13 protein-coding genes are annotated in these 23,151 nt (G+C 59.8%); 8 read left to right on the forward strand and 5 right to left on the reverse strand.

The window, feature by feature from the left end:
- Window positions 1-36 precede the first annotated feature (36 nt).
- The 4 genes from AC2FND_RS05440 to AC2FND_RS05455 are packed head-to-tail and all read left to right on the forward strand — an operon-like array spanning window position 37 to window position 6,714.
- Entirely contained in the window at window positions 37-1,044 is a 1,008-nt protein-coding gene (locus AC2FND_RS05440) for an AAA family ATPase (RefSeq protein ID WP_496768389.1), read from the forward strand.
- Window positions 1,041-1,916, forward strand: a complete 876-nt coding sequence (locus tag AC2FND_RS05445) for a DUF58 domain-containing protein (protein WP_267365920.1) — start codon at window positions 1,041-1,043, stop codon at window positions 1,914-1,916. The genes AC2FND_RS05440 and AC2FND_RS05445 overlap by 4 nt, the downstream gene beginning before the upstream one ends.
- Window positions 1,913-4,675, forward strand: a complete 2,763-nt coding sequence (locus AC2FND_RS05450) for a DUF4159 domain-containing protein (protein ID WP_496768390.1) — start codon at window positions 1,913-1,915, stop codon at window positions 4,673-4,675. The genes AC2FND_RS05445 and AC2FND_RS05450 overlap by 4 nt, the downstream gene beginning before the upstream one ends.
- Complete coding sequence (locus AC2FND_RS05455; RefSeq protein ID WP_496768391.1) at window positions 4,672-6,714, forward strand: hypothetical protein; 2,043 nt, start codon at window positions 4,672-4,674, stop codon at window positions 6,712-6,714. The genes AC2FND_RS05450 and AC2FND_RS05455 overlap by 4 nt, the downstream gene beginning before the upstream one ends.
- A 20-nt stretch (window positions 6,715-6,734) precedes the next feature.
- Here AC2FND_RS05455 and pbpC read toward each other — a convergent pair whose 3' ends face one another.
- Entirely contained in the window at window positions 6,735-8,792 is a 2,058-nt protein-coding gene (pbpC, locus tag AC2FND_RS05460; RefSeq protein ID WP_496768392.1) for a penicillin-binding protein 1C, read from the reverse strand.
- 35 nt (window positions 8,793-8,827) lie between these two features.
- Window positions 8,828-14,254, reverse strand: coding sequence for an alpha-2-macroglobulin family protein (locus AC2FND_RS05465; RefSeq protein WP_496768393.1), 5,427 nt, complete (start codon window positions 14,252-14,254; stop codon window positions 8,828-8,830).
- Window positions 14,255-14,369: 115 nt separating this feature from the next.
- Here AC2FND_RS05465 and AC2FND_RS05470 point away from each other — a divergent pair, with 115 nt between their 5' ends.
- Window positions 14,370-16,628: a response regulator gene (locus AC2FND_RS05470; protein WP_496768394.1), complete on the forward strand. Its 2,259-nt coding sequence runs from the start codon at window positions 14,370-14,372 to the stop codon at window positions 16,626-16,628.
- A 47-nt stretch (window positions 16,629-16,675) separates the two neighbouring features.
- Here AC2FND_RS05470 and yaaA read toward each other — a convergent pair whose 3' ends face one another.
- From yaaA to AC2FND_RS05485, 3 genes are all read right to left on the reverse strand, one after another.
- Window positions 16,676-17,446 carry a peroxide stress protein YaaA gene (gene yaaA, locus AC2FND_RS05475; protein ID WP_496768395.1) on the reverse strand — a complete coding sequence of 257 codons (771 nt, stop codon included), beginning with the start codon at window positions 17,444-17,446 and terminating at the stop codon, window positions 16,676-16,678.
- 33 nt (window positions 17,447-17,479) lie between these two features.
- A complete protein-coding gene (gene recQ, locus AC2FND_RS05480; RefSeq protein ID WP_496768396.1) occupies window positions 17,480-19,519 on the reverse strand; it encodes a DNA helicase RecQ in 2,040 nt (679 codons plus the stop codon).
- 78 nt (window positions 19,520-19,597) lie between these two features.
- Window positions 19,598-19,885, reverse strand: coding sequence for a YggT family protein (locus AC2FND_RS05485; protein WP_170382138.1), 288 nt, complete (start codon window positions 19,883-19,885; stop codon window positions 19,598-19,600).
- A 129-nt stretch (window positions 19,886-20,014) separates the two neighbouring features.
- Here AC2FND_RS05485 and AC2FND_RS05490 point away from each other — a divergent pair, with 129 nt between their 5' ends.
- Genes AC2FND_RS05490 through AC2FND_RS05500 form a run of 3 tightly spaced genes read left to right on the forward strand, consistent with a single transcriptional unit; the run spans window position 20,015 to window position 23,099 of the window.
- Window positions 20,015-21,382 (forward strand): MFS transporter, encoded by a 1,368-nt coding sequence (locus AC2FND_RS05490; RefSeq protein WP_267365406.1) that lies wholly within the window; start codon window positions 20,015-20,017, stop codon window positions 21,380-21,382.
- On the forward strand, window positions 21,379-22,242 hold the full coding sequence (gene mepA / locus AC2FND_RS05495; protein WP_496768397.1) for a penicillin-insensitive murein endopeptidase: 864 nt from the start codon (window positions 21,379-21,381) through the stop codon (window positions 22,240-22,242). Before AC2FND_RS05490 ends, mepA begins: the two co-directional genes overlap by 4 nt.
- Window positions 22,215-23,099, forward strand: a complete 885-nt coding sequence (locus tag AC2FND_RS05500; RefSeq protein WP_496768398.1) for an esterase-like activity of phytase family protein — start codon at window positions 22,215-22,217, stop codon at window positions 23,097-23,099. Before mepA ends, AC2FND_RS05500 begins: the two co-directional genes overlap by 28 nt.
- Window positions 23,100-23,151: the final 52 nt, after the last annotated feature.

Genomic DNA, 23,151 nt, shown 5'->3' on the forward strand with positions numbered 1-23,151 from the left:
ACACTTCAATCATATTCGTCCACGGAAGGGAAAGTCATGAACGAACCTGCCGACCTCGTAGCCGAGATCGAAGCGCTGGAAAACAAGCTGCAAGAGGCCAAGGCCTCGATCACCCGCCGCTTCATCGGGCAGGAAAGGGTCGTGGACCTGACCCTGACCGCGCTTTTGTGCGGTGGTCATGCCCTTCTGATCGGTCTGCCGGGCTTGGGCAAGACACGGTTGGTCGAGACGTTGTCGACCGTGATGGGCCTGCATGGCAATCGCATTCAGTTTACGCCCGACCTGATGCCCGCCGATATTCTCGGGTCTGAGGTGTTGGATACGGCTGATGATGGCAGCCGCCATTTCCGTTTCATTCCCGGCCCGATCTTCTGTCAGCTGCTGATGGCGGATGAAATCAACCGGGCAAGCCCGCGAACGCAATCTGCGCTGCTGCAGGCGATGCAGGAACGCACGGTAACAGTGGCCGGTGAGGACCGTTCCCTTGGTGTGCCATTCCATGTTCTGGCCACGCAAAACCCGATCGAACAGGAAGGCACCTATCCGCTGCCCGAAGCGCAGCTGGACCGGTTTCTTGTGCAGATCGATGTAGAATACCCCGACCGCCAGACCGAGCGGGATATTCTGCTGGCCACAACCGGTGTTGAAGAAGACGAAGCACATCAGATTTTCAGCAAGGAAGAGTTGCTGGCTGCACAGGTCCTGCTGCGTCGGATGCCGGTCGGGGAATCGGTTGTCGAGCTGATCCTTGATCTGGTGCGGGCCTTCCGCCCAGAAGAAGCGGGTGTATCCGAACGGGTTGCTGAAACCGTCGCGTGGGGTCCTGGGCCACGCGCTGCGCAGGCGCTGATGATGACGGTTCGGGCACGTGCGATGTTGCAGGGGCGTCTGGCACCCAATGCCGAGGATGTGCTGGACATGGCGCGCCCGGTGCTTAGCCACCGGATGGCTCTCAACTTTGCGGCACGGGCACGCGGCGACAGTTTGGCCGACCTGATCGACTCGACTGCTGTCGGGTTGATTCGGACCGAGGCGGCAGCGTGAATGCCGCGCTGACCCTTCGCGAAAGATCCGAGGCCGAGGCATCGCGGCTGCCGCCCCTTTTGGCGCGGGCCGAGCATCTGGCGGGTACCGTTCTGCTGGGTGACCATGGACGGCGACGCTCTGGCATGGGGGATGATTTCTGGCAATACCGCCCCGCGCAGATCGGCGACAGTCGCCGGATGATCGACCACCGCCGCTCGGCGCGTGGAGATCAGCAATATGTGCGGGAACGCGAATGGCAGATCGCGCAATCCGTGATGCTATGGGTCGATCAGGGGGCGTCGATGCGGTTTGCGTCCGACAAATCGTTGCCGACCAAGGCGGACCGAGCCCGGCTTTTGGGGCTGGCAACGTCAATCCTGCTCGTCCGCGGCGGTGAACGCGTTGGCCTGACCGGCACGACCTTGCCGCCCCGGCGCGGCAATGCACAGATCATCCGGCTGGCGCAAGCCTGGTCTGAAGATGATCAAACGGATTACGCCCCGCCTGAACATCGCGCCATGATCCCGCATGCCCGTGCCGTGTTCATTTCGGATTTTCTTGGTCCAATGGACGAAGTTGAACTGGCCCTGACCAAAGCAGCAGACCGTGGTGTTCGCGGCGTCATCCTTCAGGTGCTGGACCCGGGCGAAGAGACATTTCCTTATCGTGGGCGTACGATTTTCGAAAGCGTCGGGGGGTCCGTCCGGCACGAAACGCTCAAGGCGGCAGAGCTGCGGGACCGCTATCTGCAACGCCTCGCCCACCGTAAGGATGCGCTGACGCAACTTTGCCGGGCGACTGGCTGGCAAATGGGTCTGCATCACACGGGCGATAGCGCGCAAGCGGCTCTGTTGTGGATATATCGTGCGCTGGACGGGGGAACGCGATGACGGTTCTGGCGGGCATCGGCTTTACCGCTCCATGGGTGCTGCTGGGTCTTCTAACCCTGCCGATCCTGTGGCTGATCCTGCGCGCGGTGCCGCCCGCGCCGATCCGTCGGATGTTCCCGGCGGTGACGTTGCTGTTGGGCCTGAAGGATGACGAAAGCGTTTCGGACCGCACGCCGTGGTGGCTGTTGCTGCTGCGGATGCTGGCAGCTGCGGCGGTGATCATAGGTCTGGCCGGTCCGGTTCTGAACCCGTCGCGGGATGAGATCGGGTCCGGGCCGCTGCTGATGGTGCTGGACGCCAGTTGGGCTGGCGCGACCCGATGGCCCGCCACGCTGGATCAGATCGATGCGCAACTGACCGAGGCTGGTCGCGCAGGGCGCACGGTGGCTATCCTGCGCCTGACCGAACCAGAAACACCCGTTTTTCAGGCGGCCGAGGCATGGCGAGGGCATTTGCCGGGATTGATGCCCAACCCATGGCAGCCGACCGAACCTCAGATCGCACAGACCATTGCGGCACTAAATTCAATTGATGGCGGGTTTGATACCCATTGGTTCAGTGACCGGCTGGATTACGCGGATCATGCGGCGCTGGTCTCCAGCTTGCAGGCTCGTGGCGATGTGGTGGTTTATCAGGCGGCGTCCCGGCCCATGGCGATCCTGCCAGCCGCTTATCAGGACGGGTTGATCCAATTGACAGTGCAGCGCGCAGGCCCCGGACCCGAGGAACGTGTGACTGTATTGGCACAAGGGCGCGACCCGGCCGGAACGGCGCGTGTGCTACATTCAGTGGAACTGACCCTGGAAGCCGGGAACGCTTCGGCGCAGGTCGATCTGGCGCTGCCATCCGAACTCCGCGCGCGGATCACGCGGTTCGAAATCCAGGGCCAAAGGTCTGCCGGGGCCGTGACCCTGACCGATGACAGCCTGCGTCGTCGCGAGGTCGCGCTGATTGCCGGGAGTTTGAACCGCGAAGGTCTGGAGCTGCTGTCACCCCTGCATTATCTGACACAGGTCCTGAGCCCCACGGCGGATTTCGTCGATGGTGGCCTACCCGAAGTTCTGCCCGCCAATCCGGATGTCATTGTTCTGTCAGATGTGGCCCAGATGTCGGAACCTGAAAAGGCGGACGTGATTGAATGGGTCGAACAGGGCGGTCTGTTGCTGCGCTTTGCCGGCCCGCGCATGGCGGCCAGCGATCTTGGGCGCGACACCGAAGACACCCTGCTACCTGCACGGCTGCGCAGCGGTGGGCGATCTGTCGGCGGCGCGATGAGCTGGGGTGAGGCCAAGACCTTGGCACCATTCCCCGAAACCTCGCCCTTCTATGGACTGGACATCCCTGATGACGTGGTCGTTTCCACTCAGGTCATGGCACAACCAGACCCTAACTTGGCGGATCGCGTAATTGCCTCACTGTCTGACGGCACGCCTTTGGTGACTCGTAAGGCGTTGGGGTTGGGGCAGGTGGTGTTGTTCCATGTGACCGCCGATGCAGAATGGTCGAGCCTGCCACTGTCGGGCCTGTTCGTTGAAATGCTGGATCGGCTGGCCGTGGCTTCGGCTGCAAAGTCCCGGCAAGAGGCTCAGTTACTGGGAACAACATGGGAGCCGGTACAAATCATGGACGGATTTGGCACCTTGTCAGATGCCGGAACCCTGGCAGGTGTCGGCGGGGTTGAACTGATATCGGGCCAGATCGGGCCGGAACTGCGTCCGGGTCTTTATGAAAGTGGCAAGCAGAAGCTGGCGTTGAACGTCGTTTCGGAAGAAACTCAGCTGCGCCCTGTTGTCTGGCCCGCGAATGTGCCGATCAAAGGGCAGGAGGTCAGTACGGAAACGCCACTGGGCGGTCTGTTGCTCAGCCTTGCACTGATTTTGCTGACAGTCGATGTTATTGCATCGCTTGCTTTGTCGGGCAGGTTGGGTCTGGCCCGGACGACGGCCGCTGCGCTGGCTGCCTTTCTGCTAGTACCCGAAGGTCACGCGCAAACGCCTGAGGACACCGAGTTTGCATTGGCTGCGACCCACGAACTGGTATTGGCGCATGTCCTGACTGGCGACGCTCAGGTGGATGATATTGCGCAAGCCGGGTTGCGGGGACTTGGTCAAACCCTGTTCTATCGCACATCGGTCGAACCGGCAGACCCCATTGGTGTTGATCTGGAACGGGATGAACTGGCTTTCTTTCCGCTGCTTTATTGGCCGATCTCAGCAAGCCAGTCGCAACCTTCGGCCGAGGCTTATGTCAAGCTAAACGCCTATCTGCGGTCCGGGGGGATGATCCTGTTTGACACGCGTGACGCGGATATTGCCGGTTTCGGTGCCTCCAGCCCAAATGGCCGCAAACTGCAACAACTGGCCGGACCGCTGAATATACCTGCATTAGAGCCGATTCCGCGCGATCATGTTCTGACACGCACGTTCTACCTGTTACAGGATTTTCCGGGCCGATATTCAGGCACCGAGGTTTGGGTTGAAGCCGCGCCGCTGGATGCAGAACAGATCGACGGGATGCCTTTCCGCAATCTGAACGACAATGTGACGCCGGTGGTCATCGGCGGCAATGACTGGGCCGGTGCCTGGGCGGTGGATCGCAACGGGCAGGCCCTGTTGCCCGTCGGGCGCGGTTATGCCGGGGAACGGCAACGCGAGTTGGCCAATCGTTTTGGTGTCAATCTGGTGATGCATGTGCTGACGGGGAACTACAAATCCGATCAGGTTCACGTGCCCGCCCTTCTGGACAGGTTGGGACAATGACAGGAACCGTCATCTTCGATCCGCTGATCCCGTGGGCGATGCTGCTTGTCGTGGGTATGATTGCCGTGGCCGGAGTCGTTCTGGCTTTGTGGCGTGGATTGTCGGGATGGGCCTTGCGTGGGTTGGCGGCGCTGGTGATCATCGCTGCGCTGTCTGGCCCGGTCTATCAGATTGAAGATCGTGCACCGCTGACAGATATCGTTCTGATGTTCGAGGATGAAAGCGCCAGCCAGACGCTTTCAGATCGGGCGGAACAAACAGCAATGGCCGCAGATGACCTAGCCGCAGAGATCGAGGCACGCGACAATACAGAACTGCGCCGTATCCGGGTTGGCGATGGTGAAGGTGATGAGGGCACGCAGATCATGGCAGCCCTGAACGAAGCTCTGGCGGAAGAGCCGCGCGCGCGTATCGCCGGTATCCTCGTGGTGTCAGATGGGATCGTGCATGATGTCGATCAGGCCCCGGATCTGCCCGCGCCGATGCACCTGCTGCAAACCGGGCGGGAAAGCGACTGGGATCGCAGGCTTATTGTCCGAAACGCCCCGGCTTTCGCCATCATTGGTGAATCGGTGACCTTGACCCTGCGCGTCGAAGACAGCGGAGCTGCCCCCGCAGGTGCAACATCTGCGCCGCTGGAAATATCGGTGGATGGGGGCGAGCCCGAGCAGTTCAGTATTCCAATCGGTCGCGATGTCGAACTGCCAGTCACATTGCCCCATGGCGGGCGCAACGTGATCCAGTTTTCCGTCCCTCAGGCCGAGGGCGAGTTGACCGATCGTAACAACACGGCCCTGATCCAGATGAACGGCGTAAGGGACCGCCTGCGCGTGCTGCTGGTCTCGGGCGAGCCGCATCCGGGTGGTCGCACGTGGCGCAACCTGTTGAAATCCGACAGTTCTGTTGATCTGGTGCATTTCACCATTCTGCGCCCGCCCGAGAAACAGGATGGTGTTCCGGTGGACGAGCTGTCGCTGATCGCCTTCCCGACTCGTGAGTTGTTTCTGGAAAAGATCAACGATTTCGACCTGATCATCTTTGACCGCTACAAGCGGCGCGGGATTCTGCCAGCAATCTATCTGGACAATGTCACAAGCTACATCAACGAAGGCGGCGCGGTCCTGATTGCTGCCGGGCCCGATTTTGCCGGCGCCGACAGCATCTTCCGCTCGCCTTTGGCACCAATTCTGCCTGCTCAGCCAACCGCACGGGTGATCGAGGAACGATATGTGCCAATGGTCAGTGATCTGGGGCATCGCCACCCGGTCACGACCAACCTTGGAGAGTCCGAGGATTGGGGGGCGTGGTTGCGTCAGATCGACGTGAAACACCGCTCGGGCGACGTGCTGATGACCGGGGTCGAGGATCGTCCGCTGCTTGTTTTGAACCGTGTCGGCGAAGGGCGCGTTGCGATGCTTGCGTCTGACCATGCCTGGCTTTGGAGTCGTGGCTTCGAAGGAGGGGGTCCGCAGCTGGAGCTGTTGCGCAGGCTGGCCCATTGGATGATGAAAGAACCGGAACTGGAAGAAGAGGCGTTGTGGGCCGAGGCCAACGGTCAGTCCATGCGCATCATTCGTCAGACGCTCGGGACAGAAGTCGGCCCGGTAACAGTCACCTTGCCGAATGGCGAGACGTTGGAGATTACCTTGAAAGAGGTTTCTCCGGGCAGGTTTGAAGCGCAGTATTACGGCCCCGAGATCGGCCTTTATCGTTTGCAGGAAGGCGACCACATGGCAGTGATCGGCCTTGGACCTGCTGCACCGAAGGAGTTCGAGCGCACCATCGCGACAGGTGATGTCCTTGAACCGGTGCTGGCCGGGTTGCGGGGCGGTGTGATCCAACTGGAAGATGGGCTGCCATCGATCCGCACCGTGCGCGCCGGACGCCCTGCCGCCGGTCGGGGCTGGATCGGTTTGACCCCACGCAACGCGTATGAGACGCGGGATGTCACGCAGGCCGGGTTGCTGCCGCCCTGGCTTGTCTTGCTGCTGGCTGGGGGCTTTCTGCTGGGCGGTTGGCTACGGGAAGGGCGGCGTTAACGCTGGCCCGTTGCTGTTCTTTAACGGGAACCGGGCGCGCTCTGGTCGATCCGGAACGAGGCTCGGTCGGATTGGCCCTGTGCGTCCACCACAACAACTGAGGTAAATCCGGGTCCGGGATTGGGAATTTCGAATTCTCGCTGCCGTTGCCCGGTCAAAACGGGCACGCCGTTGGTCAGAACGGAAAACGGCCCGACACCACCGCGTAGTTTCACTGTCAGAGGGCTCCCGAAAGTCTCTAACACAGCGTTTTCTGGTGGAAACAACAGATCAGGTGCGGTTTGGTCCGTTTCGAAAGCCGCCGCGCGGGGCCGGAAACGTTGCAACGGTTGCGGCAATTGCGCCGCGCCAACCAACAGTGTTGATGGCGGCGGTGGGCGCAAGGGCGTGAGTTCGGGTTTCAACAGGCCAAAAGCCTCGGTCAAAAGCGGCGCGGCAACGTCCCCTCCGAATGCGCCGGGAACAGGTGTGCCATCCGCACGCCCCAGCCAGACCCCGATGACATGCTGCCCGTCAAAGCCAATGGCCCAGGCATCGCGGTGCCCATAAGAGGTACCTGTCTTAAAGGCCAGCGTCCCTGAAGTGCTGCCCGTGGGTGCTGTGATCCCGGATAGGATATCCGCAATCTGCCATGCTGAGGTTTCGGACAAAACACGAGAGGTGAGCCGTGCATCAGCCAGGGTGTCATGGCGCAGGATCGGGCCTTGCCCACCAGCGGCCAGCGTCACGTAGATCTGTACAAGATCATGCAGGCTCAGACCGACACCACCCAAGGATATTGCCAATCCGGGTGTACCACTGCTCCGGCGCGGTTCTGATCCTGCTGTCCGCAGTGCTGCCATCACGCGCGCAGGGCTCAGCTCGTGCGTCAGGCGCACGACAGGGATATTCAGCGACAATTGCAGCGCGTCCCGAACCCTTACATCGCCCCGGAAAACACCATCGAAGTTACGCGGGGCGTAACGCCCGAACATCACCGGGCTGTCGCTGATCAGGGTTTCCGGATGGGCCAGCCCCTGATCGAATGCCAGCCCGTAAACCAGAGGTTTCAGCGTCGATCCGGGCGACCGCACGGCTTGCGTCATATCCACGAACCCTTGTCGCGCATCCCGATACCCGGCTGACCCGACCGAGGCCAAAACCTTGCCGTCGCGATGATCTGCCACGATCAGGGCCCCGGACACGCGCGGCCCTACGCGCGCCGCGGCCCGAGCGACCAAAGTTTCCAACCGGGCTTGCACCCCTGCATCCAGGGTCAGATCAAATACACCGGTTGCACGGGTTTGGCCTTTCACGCGGTCGGTCAGATGGGGTGCAAGGCGCGGAAACGGGATCATTCGATCAGGAATGGTTTCCGTCAGGGCAGCGTGCATTTCAGGCTTGGTCAATACGCCGTGGCGCTCCAACCTGCGCAAAATCCGGTCTCGGGCAATTTGGGCTGCCTCGGGTCTGCGATCCGGGCGTCGTGCCTCCGGGGATTGCGGCAAAGCGACCAGCAGGGCCGCCTGTGCGGCGGTCAAACGGGTTGCTTCTTTGCCGAACCAGGCGCGGGCACCGGCACGGATACCTTCCAGATTGCCGCCATAGGGGGCATGGGTCAGGTAGAGGTTCAGGATCTGTGTCTTGCTCAGCTGTCGCTCCAGCGCCAATGCGACCCTAATCTGGCGAAACTTGCCACTCCAGCGTCCGGTCGATCCATCTTCGATCAGCCGCGCGACCTGCATGGTCAGGGTTGACCCGCCTGAAACAGCGCGCCCGCTCCAAAGGCTTTGCCCGGCTGCGCGCAGCAACGCGACAGGGTCCACGCCCGCGTGGGTCCAGAAACGTTTATCTTCGTACCGGATCAGCATAGCGGTGAAATTGGGATCGACCGCGCCGGGCTGCAGCCTCCAGATGCCATCTGCAACCGGAAACACACGCAGGAGGTCACCGTTACGATCCCGCATCTCGACCGAAGTTTCAGTCAGAATGGGCGGCAGCACTGTGGCGTCGACCCAGCGGTCAACACCATCCCGCGCCAACGCCGCCAGATAGAGAGCACCGGCCAACGCAAATAACAGGCGCGGCACCCTAGGCATGAGAGCCGCCCAAACAGGATATGAACGATGTCCGGTCATCGCACCTCGACCCGTCCCGTCGCCGTTCGCGCACGGTTCTGGGGGCGGTACATATCTTCGACCGAGGCCGCCGGATGGTGGAACACGCCCGGTGTGACGGCACGGGCGACATAAGCCAGCGTCACGGTCTGGCGTCCAGACAGGTCAACCGCAGCCAGGAACCTGTCCGAGCGGAACTCGGTATGCGTGGCATCAGACAGATTCAACCAGTCCAGCGACCGTACATCGCCCGATCGCAGCAGGTTCGGGTTGTCAATCTCGATCCCGGCGGCAAGAGGATCGTCCACCATCAGACGCGCCCCACCGTTTTCAAACGGCGTGACCGTCAGAACCGTGACGAACCGATCCCCTACGGCAAAGCGGCTTGCGTCAATCAGATCACCGTCCATCGAATAATACTGCCGTTCGATAGCATAGCCGGTGCCACCGGCCTCAGGCGGATCTTCGGGGATTCCGGTCACCGTCAGGGTGATATCGGTGGGCTGACCGTCGGTCGCAGTGATGTTGACCTCTTCCGCCTGCCCGGATTGCAGAACCTGAACAAAGGGGCCGGAAACTGACACGCCGTTGACCGTCAAGCCGGACCCTGAAGGGTCTGACACCAGCGCGTGCGCTGCTAACAGGGACCACGCGGCCTCTTGTGTGGACAGGGGCGTTCGGCCCGTGCTTACCCGTTGGATCAATGCGTTGCGGTCAATCGCCTCGCTGCCTGCATCTACGGCCAGGGTCAGCAGGCCCGCCGCATCCCGCAGGCGGGTGCCGTAATCCGCGCGCCAGTGGTTTTCTCGATCGTTCGGCACCTGTTGCAGCATCCGTGCCGCACGAGTGAACATCGCGTCTGCGCGGGTCTGGTCCCCGTACGACGCCAGCGCAGCGCCCAGCTGTGCGGCGGCCAACGGCGTGTCAAAAGCATCCCCTTTGACATCCGCATAATAGCGCAGATCGCCCATCGCCGCCGCGCCTTCCCGCGCCAGAACCATCAGGGCATAGGCAATATCCTGACCACCTTCGTCGAAGTCCGGCGCATAATTGACCCGATTGCGCAGGTTATCCATGGCCTGCGCAAACGCCCGATCCGGCACCGGGTTCCCCTGCGCACGGGCGCGCGACAGGAAATCGGTCACATAGGCGTCCAGCCAGAAATCACCGCTGCCTGCGCGCCACAGGCCAAAGGCACCGTTTGCAGCCTGACGAGTCAGAATGCTTTGGATCGAATCCGTGATGCGCTGATCCACCTCCGGGCCATTCCCCAGCCCCGAGGCCTGCGCGACGGATGACAGGTAAAGCAGCGGCAGTGCCTTGCTGGTGATCTGTTCGGTGCAGCCATAGGGGTAATGGTTCAGCTGATCCAGCAGACCGGGCGTGTCAAATGTGGCCAACGCTCCGGCTGACAGAATGGCCTTGGCCGAGCCAGGTTGAAACCCATCAAAAACATCCTGCGAAAACAGAAAGCTGTCACCCGCACCCAGCGCAAAGCGCCGCGTCCGGGCAATTACGGGATCGTTGGCCCGCACCGGCATCCGTAGGGTTTGCGACAGATCGCGCCCGTCTGGTGTGGTGATGGAAACGCTGATCTCTGGATCGCCAATGACATGGGCTGTTACAGGGATGTCGAACACCGCTTTGCCACCATCCTCCAGCTGAAAGCGTGCCGGTACCGGGCCCAGTTCCAGCCCACCGGTGGTGGTCAGGCCAAGCGCCATGTCTCCGGATGCGCCATCCGCATGGACAATCTCAAGCCGTATCCGACTTTGATCGCCGGGGGCCAGAAACCGCGGCAGGCTGGCCGTAACCACCACCGGGTCGCGGACGATCATGTCAGCCTCGGCCTGACCGACGGCTTTTTGTGACCACGCGATGGCCATCAGGCGGACTGTACCATTGAAGGCGGGCAGGGGGATGTCGACCTCAACCTTTCCATCCGCACCGACCTGAACCGGGCCGCTGAACACCGCCATCAGATCTTGCGTCGGTGGCGGGGATTGGCGGCGCATCCCGTTGTCATTGTCGCCGCCAGAGCGAACCGTACCCATCGCTCCGTTCATGCCGTCGATCAGCCGCCCGTAAACATCACGCAGGTCCACACCCAGCCGACGTTGCCCGAAATAGTACTCTTGCGGGTTTGGGCTTTCGAACCCCGTCAGGTTGAGGATGCCCACATCCACAGCGGCAAGGGTCAGCCACACTGGATCATCGCTTATAAAATTTTCGACCCTAACAAGGGTCTTCTGTGTTTGACGGGGTGAGGTAACCTCAGGCACCTCAATGGCAACTGACAGCGTGCGATCCGCGGGATCAATGGCGGCATAGGCGACGCCCATGGCGCGTGCCGGGTTCTGACCACCCGAAACATTCATCGGTCGGATCACTGTGGCCGTGACATAGGCACCTGCCCCCCAATCTTCTGTCACCTCTATCGGGATAACTGTCTCGCCTTCCGTTACGGCAACCATCTGGCGATGGATCAGACGGTTCGACATCACCTCGACCTGAGCGATACCTGCCATGCGCGGAACGATGCGCAGCTGTGCGGTCTCCCCGGCGCGATAGCTGTCGCGATCCAGAGACATCTCAAGCCGGTCAGGCGTGGTCGAAGCATCTGCGGCCTGATACCAGCCTGCGTGGAAATCGACAGCGGTTTCCGTAAAGGTGCCATCAATACGTTGGACCACCAGTTCATAACGGCCCCAGTCCACGGGCTGGGACAACGTCAAAGGATCAGTGGCGACGTCTATCTCTCCGGTGGCAACGCGAGTGCGTCTGGTTGTCGGTTCCCAATTCCAGTTTCCGTAAAGCTGATACCATTGATACCGCGTTTCGATCTTGTTCAGCGTCCAGCGCAGGCGCATCGGGCTGGGGCTCAGGTCGGGTGCAAGGCCAATGATCTGAAACGCGGCCTCGGTACCTTCGGGGAGTACGTCCTCGAACAGGGGTTTGACACCGATGACAGGTTGCGGCGGCAGGACAGGAACGCTCAGGTGACGTTCAACAGGGCGGCCTGAGCCGTCAGCCAGTCGCGCAATAACCTCGGCTTCAATTGGCTTCCCCTCCGTCTCTAACACAGGGATTTCAACGGCAATAGATGCTTTGCCGTTTGCATCTGTACGCGTGTCACCAAAATAGGTGCTTTTGATCGATGTCTCGGCGTCATAGCGGCCAAAGCGATATCCGTCGTAGCCCGGCACTGTGTCCGCCGGGCGTGCGATAACCTGACCGTCGATGCTCAGGTCGGACCCCGGCGCACCAAACAGATAGCGCGCGTCGATCGAAAGCGGTGGGCTGTCGCCGGGACGCATGGGCGCGTCCGGCAGGGTCAGCTCAAAATCTATACGTTCCGGCAGGAAATCTTCTACCAGCACTGTCTGACTCGCCAACGCATCGCCTTTGGGATCAGACCTGATCTCGATCCGCCAAGCGCCGCGTGGTGCATCCGCCGCAACAGGCAGGGCAAAGATATGCCCCCCGGCGACGCCGCCATCCGAGACGGTTCGGCGGTATTCCACGCCGTCAGGGCGATACAGGATCGCAATCAGGGGCAGGCCCTCGATAGCCTGCGCCTCACCATCGCGCGAAAGGGCGGTGAGGTGTATCACCTCTCCGGCTCGATAAGCGCCGCGATCCGTGGCTAGAAAAACATCAACCGGCCCCGCCGGTGCACGCCCTTCAACACCACGATCTGACAGGTCAAAGGCAGGATCGGTCAGGGATAGAAAGCTGAAGTCGCTGTCCCCGGTCGATGCCATCACCAGCGCGGGAGCACTGGCCCCCTTGCCCCGTGTCAGGCCGGGATCGAACCGGACATAACCTGATTCATCCGTTCGCGCTTGGGCGATGACCGCATTTGCGCTTGTGACCAGTGAAACCTCGACACCTTCACGGGGTGCCGCGTCGCTCAACCCGCGCACCGTGACGTGCAACCCGTCGGTGCCAAGCATGCTGCTGATCCCAAGATCGGACAGAACAAACCATTGCGTTGCGCCCGGGTCGTCATAGGGATCAGCCCCCGGAACACGGGCGGTCAGCGCATAGATGCCGGCGGGCTGATCCGCGATCGCCTCGGCCATGGGCAGGCGCGCCGTCATGGTCTGGTTCAGTTCGTTGGCCACTTCGGCGGTACCGGTCCAGATATCCTCGGCAATTTCATCGGAAAATTCTGCTTCCTGCCATTCACTGAGCGGGCGACCGAAGAAATCCTGCTGAACCGCGCGCAACAGGTTCCGGTCGCTGACCCTCCGCAGGATCAGGTTCAGCTCGGTGACGTTGACCGTTTCAACGGGCAAAGCAGCATCAGCGGATTTCGGCAGCACGTAGCTGCGCCCGGGAAACCGGACCGAAGGCGCCCGGTCTCTCACATAATGGGTAAGCTCAACATTGCGGTTCAGCGCTTCGCCCGAGGCGGAGGGCAGGCCTTCGCGTAGCGTCAGGCGATAGCGCTGACCATGGGCGACACCGTCAACGCAAAGCTGCCTACCCTCAGCCTGTACCACCAACCCGTCATCGTTGCGCTGGACAAACGGGTCATAGTCGACCCCCGCCTTGACCAGCGGTTCTGAAAACTCGACGCAGATCCGCGGTGCAACGGCGTCGCTTTCGACAGAACTGTCGACCACGCGAAACCCGTATTTCCCGATGGCATCATTCAGCGCGGCCAGTACATCCTCGCGCGGTTGGATTTGCTCTGCCAGCCGCAGCACAGGGATCATATCGCGCCCGCGCTCGACCTCTTCCAGGGCGCGGGCCAATGTCATCAGGGCGGCAATCTGCGTGCCGGGAGTATCGGCGCGCAAATAGCCATTGGTTGCGGCATTCAGCGCACGGTTGCGCAGATCGCGCCTTTCACTCCAGTCCGAAGAGTTTGTCTGCAACAACAGGCGCGCATATTCCACCCATAGATCGGGCGCGTCACTGAGCGATACGGCCACACCAGTCCAATTCATCGCCTGCCGCGGGCTGCTCGCGCTGCGCGCCGCGCCCAGAACAGCCTGCAGGTCGTTACCCTGTGCCATATGCAAAAAGCCCAGATCGCGTGCCTGATCTGCGGCCTGCTTCAGGTCGGCAGTACCAAGTACATTCAACGCACTTGCGCGCGTTTTTGCCAATGTTTGGATCTGATCTGGGGTAAGCACCTTCTGCGCAGACACAGCCCCCTGATAGGCCTCTTGCCGGTTTACACCGCTTTTTGGAAAACAGGCATTGGATCGGGTGTTGTAGGTGAACGCGGTGCAAAGCGTATTGGCGGAACAGGCCTGAATGCAGGACTTCAGATCGGTATCGAAAAGGGCGTCCAGATCCGAGCCATAAAAATCTGCGTCCCGCGTCGTGATGTAACGGAATTCAGGCACTGCATCTTGCGCCTGGGTGGCGCTGGGCAGGACCAAAAGCGAAATGACGTAAGCTATTGAAATAAAAACAAAGCGGCGCATGGTGCCCTCCTCTTTGGACACAGCGTTGCATGGCGTGCGCCTGTTGTGCAACGGCTTAAACAGTTTTTCATCCTCTGTCGGGATGCTGGGTGCAGAACGTTCTGGAATCAATCAAATGAGTCTTGCATATAAATTGGCACAGGAACGGCGCGCGCGCTTGGCAGCTGAACGAATGCTGGCCCTGAAGCAGGCCGAGCTTTCGGCAGCCAATCGCAAACTGGGTCAACATGCCATGGCATTGACCAAACGAATTGGCGAAACGCAGGCTGAGGTTGAAACCGTTCGGGATGAAAACGAAAAGGTCAAATCCGACCTCTGCGTGGCCAACGCCAAGATCGAGGTTGCCGAACGCCGCTTGTGGCACTCGATTCAGACAATACAGGACGGATTTGCCTTTTTTGACGGTGACAACCGGCTGATCGGTGCAAACACCGCGTATCTGAGCGTTTTTGAAGGTCTGGACGAAGTCGTGCCGGGGATATCATACCCCCGTATTCTGAATTTGCTGACGTCAGAAGGTATTGTCGATATCGGGGATGAATCCGCGGAAGACTGGCAGGCCAGAATGCTGGCCCGCTGGAGCCGCGCCAACCCGCCACCAATCGTTATGCAGCTTTGGAACGGTCACTATATCCGTCTGATCGACCAGCGTGGCAGCGGTGGTGATATGGTGAGCCTTGCTCTCAACATCACAACGTCGGTCCGGCATGAAATCGAGCTTAAGGCGGCGCGCGAGAGGGCCGAAGCAGCAAACCGGGCCAAGTCGGCCTTTCTGGCCAACATGAGCCATGAAATCCGTACACCGATGAACGGCATCGTTGGCATGTCCGAGTTACTGGACGAGACACCGTTGGACGAAGAGCAGCGGCTATACGTCAATACGATTCGCAATTCGGGTGAGGCGCTGCTGGTCATCATCAACGACGTTCTGGATTATTCCAAGATTGAGGCGGACAAGCTGGCTCTGCACCCCGAACAGTTTGATCTTGAACGCTGCATTCTTGAGGTTGTGATGCTGCTACAGCCCAGCGTGCGCGATAAGGGGCTGACATTGCTGGTTGATTACGACTTGTTCTTGCCAACCCTTTTTGTGGGCGATCCTGGTCGGATACGGCAGGTTCTGACCAATCTGGTCGGCAACGCCGTCAAGTTCACTTCTCAAGGGTATGTGCTGGTCCGGGTGACCGGGGTGCCCAACCCGGATGCGCAGATCTGCGACATCCATATTGCCATTGAAGATACTGGAATTGGCATCGACGCCAAGAAAATCGACCACATATTTGGCGAGTTCAATCAGGTCGAAGACGAGCGTAACCGCCAGTTTGAAGGCACCGGGCTTGGTCTTGCCATCACCAAGCGGCTGATCACCTTGATGGGCGGTACGGTCTGGGTCGAAAGTGAGCCGGATCAGGGATCCTGTTTCGGTTTTCGCGTGACACTGCCCACGGCAGAAGGCCCGCAACCCGAGCTTCCGAACCTGGCGGATTGTTTGAAACATGTCCTACTGGTCGAAGATCTTGCCGTGAACCGGGCCATTCTTGCCAAACAGCTTGGGCGACTGGGGGCTGAGGTGACGGTTTGCACGTCGGGGACCGAGGCGCTGTCACAGATGAATGATCAGATTGATTTGGTTCTTTGTGACCACGATCTGCCGGATATGGATGGCCTGGATCTTGCGGTCGCGCTCAGGGATCGCGGGTGGGGTGACATTCCGGTGGTCGTGATGTCTGCAAGCCCCGGTTTGATTCACGCGCATCCTGCCCGTGACCTGATCGACGGTGTCTTGCAGAAACCCATCCCTCGGTCCGAGTTGTATGGCAGGTTGATGGCCCTCGACGGCTCATCGTTGGAAAGGGGCCCTTTGGATGTGGGTAAAACAGTCTCTAAAAAGCGAGATTCTGAATCTGCGCACCCCCGACGCATGAGGATTCTTGCCGCAGAAGACAACCGCACCAACCAATTGATCCTGAAGAAGATGGTCAAGGATCTGAATATCGATCTTCGCTTTGCCTCGAATGGGATTGAAGCGGTTGAGATCTATCAGGCGTTCGAGCCAGATCTGATCTTCATGGATATTTCAATGCCGAAGATGGACGGCAAACAGGCAACAGCGGAAATTCGCGGGCTTGAGGTTGCAACCGGTCGTCACGTTCCCATCGTTGCCCTGACGGCTCATGCCATGGCGGGGGATGATCAGGGTATTCTGTCAGCCGGCTTGGACCACTACCTGACCAAACCGCTACACAAGAACCGAATTCACCAGATGATCCTGCAACACCAACCCGATTGCGTCTGCTCGGTCGCAGACACCATGCCCGGTGTCAAAATCCGGCGTGAGCGGGGCGAAAACCCGAATCCGACCTCATCGGGCTGACACTTCAGGCGTTTGCCATCGGGATGCAAGTTCAAGTGATCTGGGTTTCAGGCCGCATAAGGTCTGACGAAAACGGGCTTATCCGCTTCCGACAGATCAGGGCGGTATTCATAGCCGCCACTGTCGAAATCCAGCAGCCCCTTAGGGTCGGTCAGGCGGTGTTGGATGATATACCGCGCCATGGCACCGCGCGCCTTTTTGGCAAAAAAGCTCACAATCTTTGGGGTGCCGCCCTTATCTTCCATGAAGACCGGTGTGATGACGCGCAGGTTCAGCGCGTTCAAATCCACCGCACCAAAATACTCCTGACTGGCACAATTCACCAGAATGTTGCTGTTAATCTCGGCACCTTGTGCATTCAGTGCCTTACTCAGCTGATCGCGCCAGTATTCATAAAGGTTCTTCCCTCTTCGGGTTTTCAGTTTGCTGGCCATCTCAAGCCGGTAGGGCTGTATCGCATCGAGTGGTCGCAACACACCATAAAGGCCGGAAAGGATGCGCAAGTGGTCTTGCGCCCATGACAGCTCGTCTTCGTCCAGCGATGCAGCTTCAAGTCCTTGATATGTGTCGCCAGCAAAAGCAAGCGCAGCCGGGCGTGTGGCCTTGGCGTCGGGTGCATCCGAAAAAGCGCGATACCGGTCGCGGTTCAGGCGTGCCAGATCGTCGCTCAGGTCCATCAGCTTTTTCAGATCACCCAGTGTCAGGTTGCGGGCGGTTTTGGACAGCCGGATCGCATCATCCTGAAAGTCGGGCTGCGTTACCCCTACACTCCGCTCGGCCCAGTCCAGCCGTTTGGCTGGGGAAATCACGATCAGCATATCCGCCCTCTTTCTTGCCTGCTTTTGGGGTATCTAGCCCGCCTCACGCAGCACGTCCAGAAAAGCAGCGCCAAACCTTTCGTGACGCCGATCACCTAGCACCTGCGCAACCCCACGGGGGTCGTCGGGGCGCAGTTGCGCGACCTTTGCCAATTGCGAGGCCGAGCAGGTCAGGGGCTTGTCGATCCCGTCCGGTCCGCGCGACAGCAAGGACTGAACTTCCATCAAGCGGTCGTAAATCTCACCCTGATTGCGGCCAGCCAGCTTTCGCCGCGCCGGATGAACGCTTTTTACCGCCCCTGCGATCACTTCAAGGAACGTGTCGCCATAGCGTTCCAGCTTTTTGGCCCCAACACCGCCGATCCGGGCCATATCGTCCAGCGTTACAGGGCGCTTTTCCGCCATCTCGATAAGCGTGCGGTCCGGAAAGATGACATAGGCTGGAACACGTGCAGCTTCGGACAGGGCACGGCGTTTGGCCTTGAGCGCCGACAGCAGCGGGGCGTCTTCTTCGGATACCAAAGCCTTGACCGCAGGCCGACGTACCGCATTGCGCAGCGTATCCTTGCGCAGGTTTATTTGTGCCTCGCCTTTCAAAATTGGTTTGGCCGCCTCGGTCATGCGCAATGCGCCGTGACGTTCGGGGTCGGGGCGCACCAGATCGTGGCCCATCATCTGGCGGAAAACGGCCTGCCATTGCGGGCGCGTCCAATCTTTGCCGATGCCAAATGTGGACAAATCCTCATGGCGGCGGGCGCGGATTTTGTCGGTCTCGTTTCCCAGAAGGATGTCGATCAAATGGCCTGTCCCGAACCACTCCTCGGTCCTAATGATCGCGGACAGGGCCATGCGTACCGGAGTTGTGCCGTCGAAAACTTCGGGCGGGCTGTCGCACAGATCGCATTTGCCGCAGGGTCCTGTGGCCTCTCCAAAGTAACCCAACAATGTCTGGCGGCGGCATTCCAATGCCTCGGCCAGACCCAGCAAGGCGTTCAGGCGCGCATGATCGGCCATGCGCCGCTCGGGCGGCGCCAAACCCTCGTCAATCTGTGATCGCCGCAGGCGAATGTCATCGGGGCCAAACAGGGTCAGCGTTTCGGCCGGGCCGCCATCGCGTCCGGCGCGTCCGATTTCCTGATAATAGGCTTCGATTGATTTCGGCAGGTCCGCATGGGCGACCCAACGGATATCGGGTTTGTCGATGCCCATGCCAAAAGCCACGGTTGCGACCACGATCAACCCGTCCTCGCGCGCGAAACGGGTTTCGACAATGCGGCGATCTTCGGGGTCCATCCCGCCGTGATAGTGGCAAGCCGAGTGCCCCTCGGCGCGCAGGGCCTGAGCAATCACCTCGGTTTTATTTCTGGTGCCGCAGTAAACGATACCGGACTGGCCTTTGCGCGCATCTGCGAAATCAAGGATCTGCTTGCGCGGTCCGTCCTTTGCGGCGAAAGCCAGATGAATGTTAGGCCGGTCAAATCCGCGCAGAAATTTGCGTGGCTCAATGCCATCGAACAGTTTTTCGACAATCTCATCCTGCGTTTCGGCGTCCGCCGTGGCGGTAAACGCGGCCAGCGGAACCTTCAGGGCGCGCCGCAACTCTCCGATCCGCAGGTAATCAGGGCGAAAGTCATGCCCCCATTGACTGACACAATGGGCTTCGTCCACGGCGATCAGGCTGACGTTGATCCGACGGAGCATCCCAAGCGCAGACCCGGCAGCCAGACGTTCGGGTGCCATGTAAAGCAGCTTTAGCCGCCCGTCCTCCAGAGCGTCCCAGACGGCCTCGGTTTCCTCGGGCGTGTTGCCGGATGTCAGCGCCCCGGCCTCGACCCCGGCCTCTTGCAGCCCCCGCACCTGATCACGCATCAGGGCAATGAGCGGAGATATAACGACCGTCACGCCATCGCGGAGCAGTGCAGGGAGTTGAAAGCAAAGAGACTTCCCGCCACCTGTGGGCATGATCGCCAGCACGTTTTCACCTGCCGTCACGGCGTCGACAATCTCTTCCTGCCCGGGGCGGAAGGCGTCGAATCCAAAGACATCTCGCAGCAAGGGTGCGGCGTCGAACATATGCGGGGGTGCCCTGTTTTAAGGTTTATCTGCTCTTAAGACAGGACAATCACATACTAAGATTCAGTGAACAAGTGGTCAGTAGAAATAGGGCGCGTTGTTGATAAGGATGATCCGCAAAGCATAGACGCCGATCAGCACCACCAGCGGGGTCAAGTCCAACCCACCCATATTGGGTAGAACGCGGCGGATCGGCCCGTAAATAGGCTCTAATATCCGATTTAATCCGTACCAGATTTGTGCAACCAGTTGTTGGTGCAGGTTGAGCACCTGAAAGTTGATCAGCCAGCTCATGATCACATGGGCCAGAATGATGAACCAGACAATGTCCAGGATCAGCAGCAGGATTTGGATCAGCGACAGCATGGGCACTCCGTTTTCTAGTTGGTCGAGACCTAAGCACCCTTTTAGCAAAGAGCAAGTAGGCTGAACTCTGCGCTTGCGAATTGCGCCAAAGCCCCGTCTTATGACCGCAACAAGAAAACAGGGGCAGAAATGGCAGAAATATCCAAGCGCAGGCGTATCTGGGGTTGGTGGTTCTTCGATTGGGCCAGTCAGCCCTATCACACCCTTTTGGTCACGTTCGTGTTCGGCCCTTATTTCGCGGGCGTCGCTGCGGAGTACTATCTGGCATCCGGCCTGGACGCAGGGTCTGCAGACGCACAGGCACAGGTGGTCTGGGCCAACTGCATGACCATAGTCGGTTTGATTATTGCCTTCGGTGCACCGCTGATGGGGGCGATGGCTGATGTGTCGGGTCGGCGCATCCCCTGGATATTCGCCTTTTCAGTGATGTACGCCGTAGGTTCCGGCGCGCTTTGGTACACGATGCCCGATGGCTCGAACATGTGGTTGATGCTGTCTGCCTTCGGTCTGGGTTTCATCGGTGCGGAATATGCCCTGATTTTCATCAATTCCCAACTGCCCGATCTGGGCGATGACAGCGAAGTGGGCGAAATCTCCGGCTCGGGCTTTGCTTTTGGCTATTTCGGCGGCCTGATCTCGCTGGCGATCATGCTTGCGCTGTTTGTGGAGCAGGCCAACGGTAAAACGCTGATCGGAATGGACCCCTTGTTTGGGCTGGATGCGTCGCAACAGCAGGGCACGCGCTTTGTTGGGCCGTTTACTGCCGGGTGGTTCATCTTGTTCATGGTGCCCTACTTCCTTTGGGTCCATGACGACGAAACGACAAACAAAAAGGGCAGCGTTGCCGAGGCGCTGCGACTGTTGGCAAAATCAGTGTCTAACCTGCGCCATCGCACCAGTCTGGCCAGTTACCTGGGCTCATCCATGTTCTATCGGGATGCGCTGAACGGGCTTTATAGTTTTGGCGGGGTCTATGCCCGGCTGGTGTTGGAATGGGACCTGATCAAGATCGGTGTTTTCGGCATTGTTAGTGTTCTGGCCGCAGCGGCATTTTCCTGGGTGGGCGGCAAGCTGGACAAGAAATATGGCCCCAAGCCCGTGATCATCGTTGCGATCTGGGTGTTGATCCTTGTCTGCATCACCATCGTTTCAATGGACCGGTCCCAGATATTCGGTATCGCCATGTCCGAAGGGTCAGGCTTGCCGGATATGATTTTCTTTGGTTGCGGTATCCTGATCGGAGGCATGGGCGGTATTCTGCAATCCTGTAGCCGGTCGATGATGGTCCGGCATACGGACCCGGCAACCCCCGTCGAAAGCTTTGGCCTTTACGGTCTGTCGGGTCGCGCCACCGCCTTTGCTGCGCCACTTCTGATCGGGATCGCCACCTCGGTGACAGGAAGTGCTCGTCTGGGGGTGTCACCCATCGTTCTGTTGTTTATTCTGGGGCTATTCCTGATGCGCTGGGTGAGACCGGAAGGGGATCAGAGCAGATGATTTTAAAACGTTTTTTGTTGATTTTGTCGGCGCTTGCTATTGCAGGCACTGCGACGGCAGAACCGCTGGCTAAGCAGTTGTTCGGGGCGCAGAAACAAAGTTCACGGCAAAAACCGGCCGCATTCGGCAGTTATTCGCGCGGATGTGCTGCGGGGGCAGTTCAACTGCCTGAAACGGGGCCTACATGGCAGGCTATGCGCCTGTCGCGCAATCGCAACTGGGGGCATCCGCAGGCGATTGACTACGTGCAGGACCTCAGCAGGTTTGCAGCCAGTCAACCGGGATGGAATGGTCTGTATATCGGGGATATCAGCCAACCACGCGGCGGGCCGATGACCTCGGGCCATCGCAGCCATCAGTTGGGGCTGGACATCGATATCTGGATGTTGCCGGGCGAAAACATGCGCCTGAGCCGCAAGTCGCGCGAAAACATCTCGTCTATCTCGCTTCGTCGTTCCAATGGCGCTTACGTCAACGGAAACTGGACCAAGCAGCATCATGCGCTGTTGCGCGAAGCGGCAAAAGACAAACGCGTCGCCCGGATTTTCGTGTTTCCTGGGGCCAAGGTTCAGATGTGCGATGACGAAAAAGGCAATCGAGCCTATCTGCGGAAAATCAGGCCCTGGTGGGGGCATCACTATCATTTCCACGTGCGCCTGAACTGCCCCAGAGGGTCAAAGGGTTGCGTGAATCAAGACCCACCCCCCAAAGGCGATGGCTGCGCCGAGGCCCGGCAATGGGTGCAAAACATTTTGAACCCGCCGCCACCCGATCCGAATGCACCGCCGCCGAAGAAACGCCGGGAATACGTTCTGGCCGACTTACCGCAACAATGCTCCGCCGTTTTGCAATCCAACTGAGTGCTGCGCTGATCCTTGCCCCGGTGGCTGCTGCGCTGGATGTGAAATCCGCTGCCCACTTGAACAGTTTCGCGTGGCACTATCCAGCAAGTTGGTTTGGCGGGTTTTCTGCGCTTCACGTCTCGGATGACGGACGCCAGATGATTGCGCTTAGCGACCGGGCGCGGATCGTGACTGCGCGGATTGAGCGGCGCGAAGGCCGGATCGCGGATATTCACGTACTTGGTCAATGGCCGGTTCTGTCCAGCAATGGGCATGTCATGAAAGGCGGCGTCGGCGATTCCGAAGGCATCGCGGTGACGCCGGGTGGCAGCATTTTCATCTCGTTCGAAGGGGTGCATCGTGTCGCGTTTTACGCCGCCCCAGGCTCCAGCGCGCGCGTGTTACCACGCCCGAATGCGTTTCGGGACCTCGCCGACAATGGTTCGTTTGAAGCTCTGGCCATTGATGGGCGCGGCTGGCTTTACACTTTGCCGGAAAAGAACCGAACCGCAAAAGGGGACATTCCGGTTTACCGTTGGAATGGCGACACATGGTCGACCCCGTTTGTTCTGCCACAGCGCGGCGGTTTTAAACCCGTTGCCGCGGATTTCGGTCCCGATGGGCGGTTTTACGTTTTGGAACGCAAGGTATCCTTGGTCGGTTTCCGATCACGACTGCGGCGATGGGACGTGGTGAACGAGAAACCAGGCGCCGAGGAAACCCTGTTCGAAACCGGAACGGGCGCGCATGACAACCTCGAGGGATTGTCGGTCTGGCGCGACGGGCAGGGCCGGTTGCGCGCCACAATGATTTCGGATGACAACTTTCTGGCGTTGCAGCGGACCGAACTTGTGGAATACCTGCTGCCCGATTGACAGGGCGCAGGCAAAGGTCTAAAGGCACGGCTTGCCTTGGGACGGTCCCTTG

This window comes from Ruegeria sp. BHSB056 (assembly GCF_059613305.1).

Bases quoted from the DNA above. Each gene is read 5' to 3' on its own strand.
- mepA (WP_496768397.1), top strand. From the start codon at position 21,379: ATGATTTTAAAACGTTTTTTGTTGATTTTGTCGGCGCTTGCTATTGCA.
- AC2FND_RS05500 (WP_496768398.1), top strand. From the start codon at position 22,215: ATGCTCCGCCGTTTTGCAATCCAACTGAGTGCTGCGCTGATCCTTGCC.
- AC2FND_RS05485 (WP_170382138.1), bottom strand. From the start codon at position 19,885: ATGCTGTCGCTGATCCAAATCCTGCTGCTGATCCTGGACATTGTCTGG.
- AC2FND_RS05455 (WP_496768391.1), top strand. From the start codon at position 4,672: ATGACAGGAACCGTCATCTTCGATCCGCTGATCCCGTGGGCGATGCTG.
- AC2FND_RS05440 (WP_496768389.1), top strand. From the start codon at position 37: ATGAACGAACCTGCCGACCTCGTAGCCGAGATCGAAGCGCTGGAAAAC.
- recQ (WP_496768396.1), bottom strand. From the start codon at position 19,519: ATGTTCGACGCCGCACCCTTGCTGCGAGATGTCTTTGGATTCGACGCC.
- AC2FND_RS05490 (WP_267365406.1), top strand. From the start codon at position 20,015: ATGGCAGAAATATCCAAGCGCAGGCGTATCTGGGGTTGGTGGTTCTTC.
- AC2FND_RS05465 (WP_496768393.1), bottom strand. From the start codon at position 14,254: ATGCGCCGCTTTGTTTTTATTTCAATAGCTTACGTCATTTCGCTTTTG.
- yaaA (WP_496768395.1), bottom strand. From the start codon at position 17,446: ATGCTGATCGTGATTTCCCCAGCCAAACGGCTGGACTGGGCCGAGCGG.
- AC2FND_RS05470 (WP_496768394.1), top strand. From the start codon at position 14,370: ATGAGTCTTGCATATAAATTGGCACAGGAACGGCGCGCGCGCTTGGCA.
- AC2FND_RS05450 (WP_496768390.1), top strand. From the start codon at position 1,913: ATGACGGTTCTGGCGGGCATCGGCTTTACCGCTCCATGGGTGCTGCTG.
- pbpC (WP_496768392.1), bottom strand. From the start codon at position 8,792: ATGCCTAGGGTGCCGCGCCTGTTATTTGCGTTGGCCGGTGCTCTCTAT.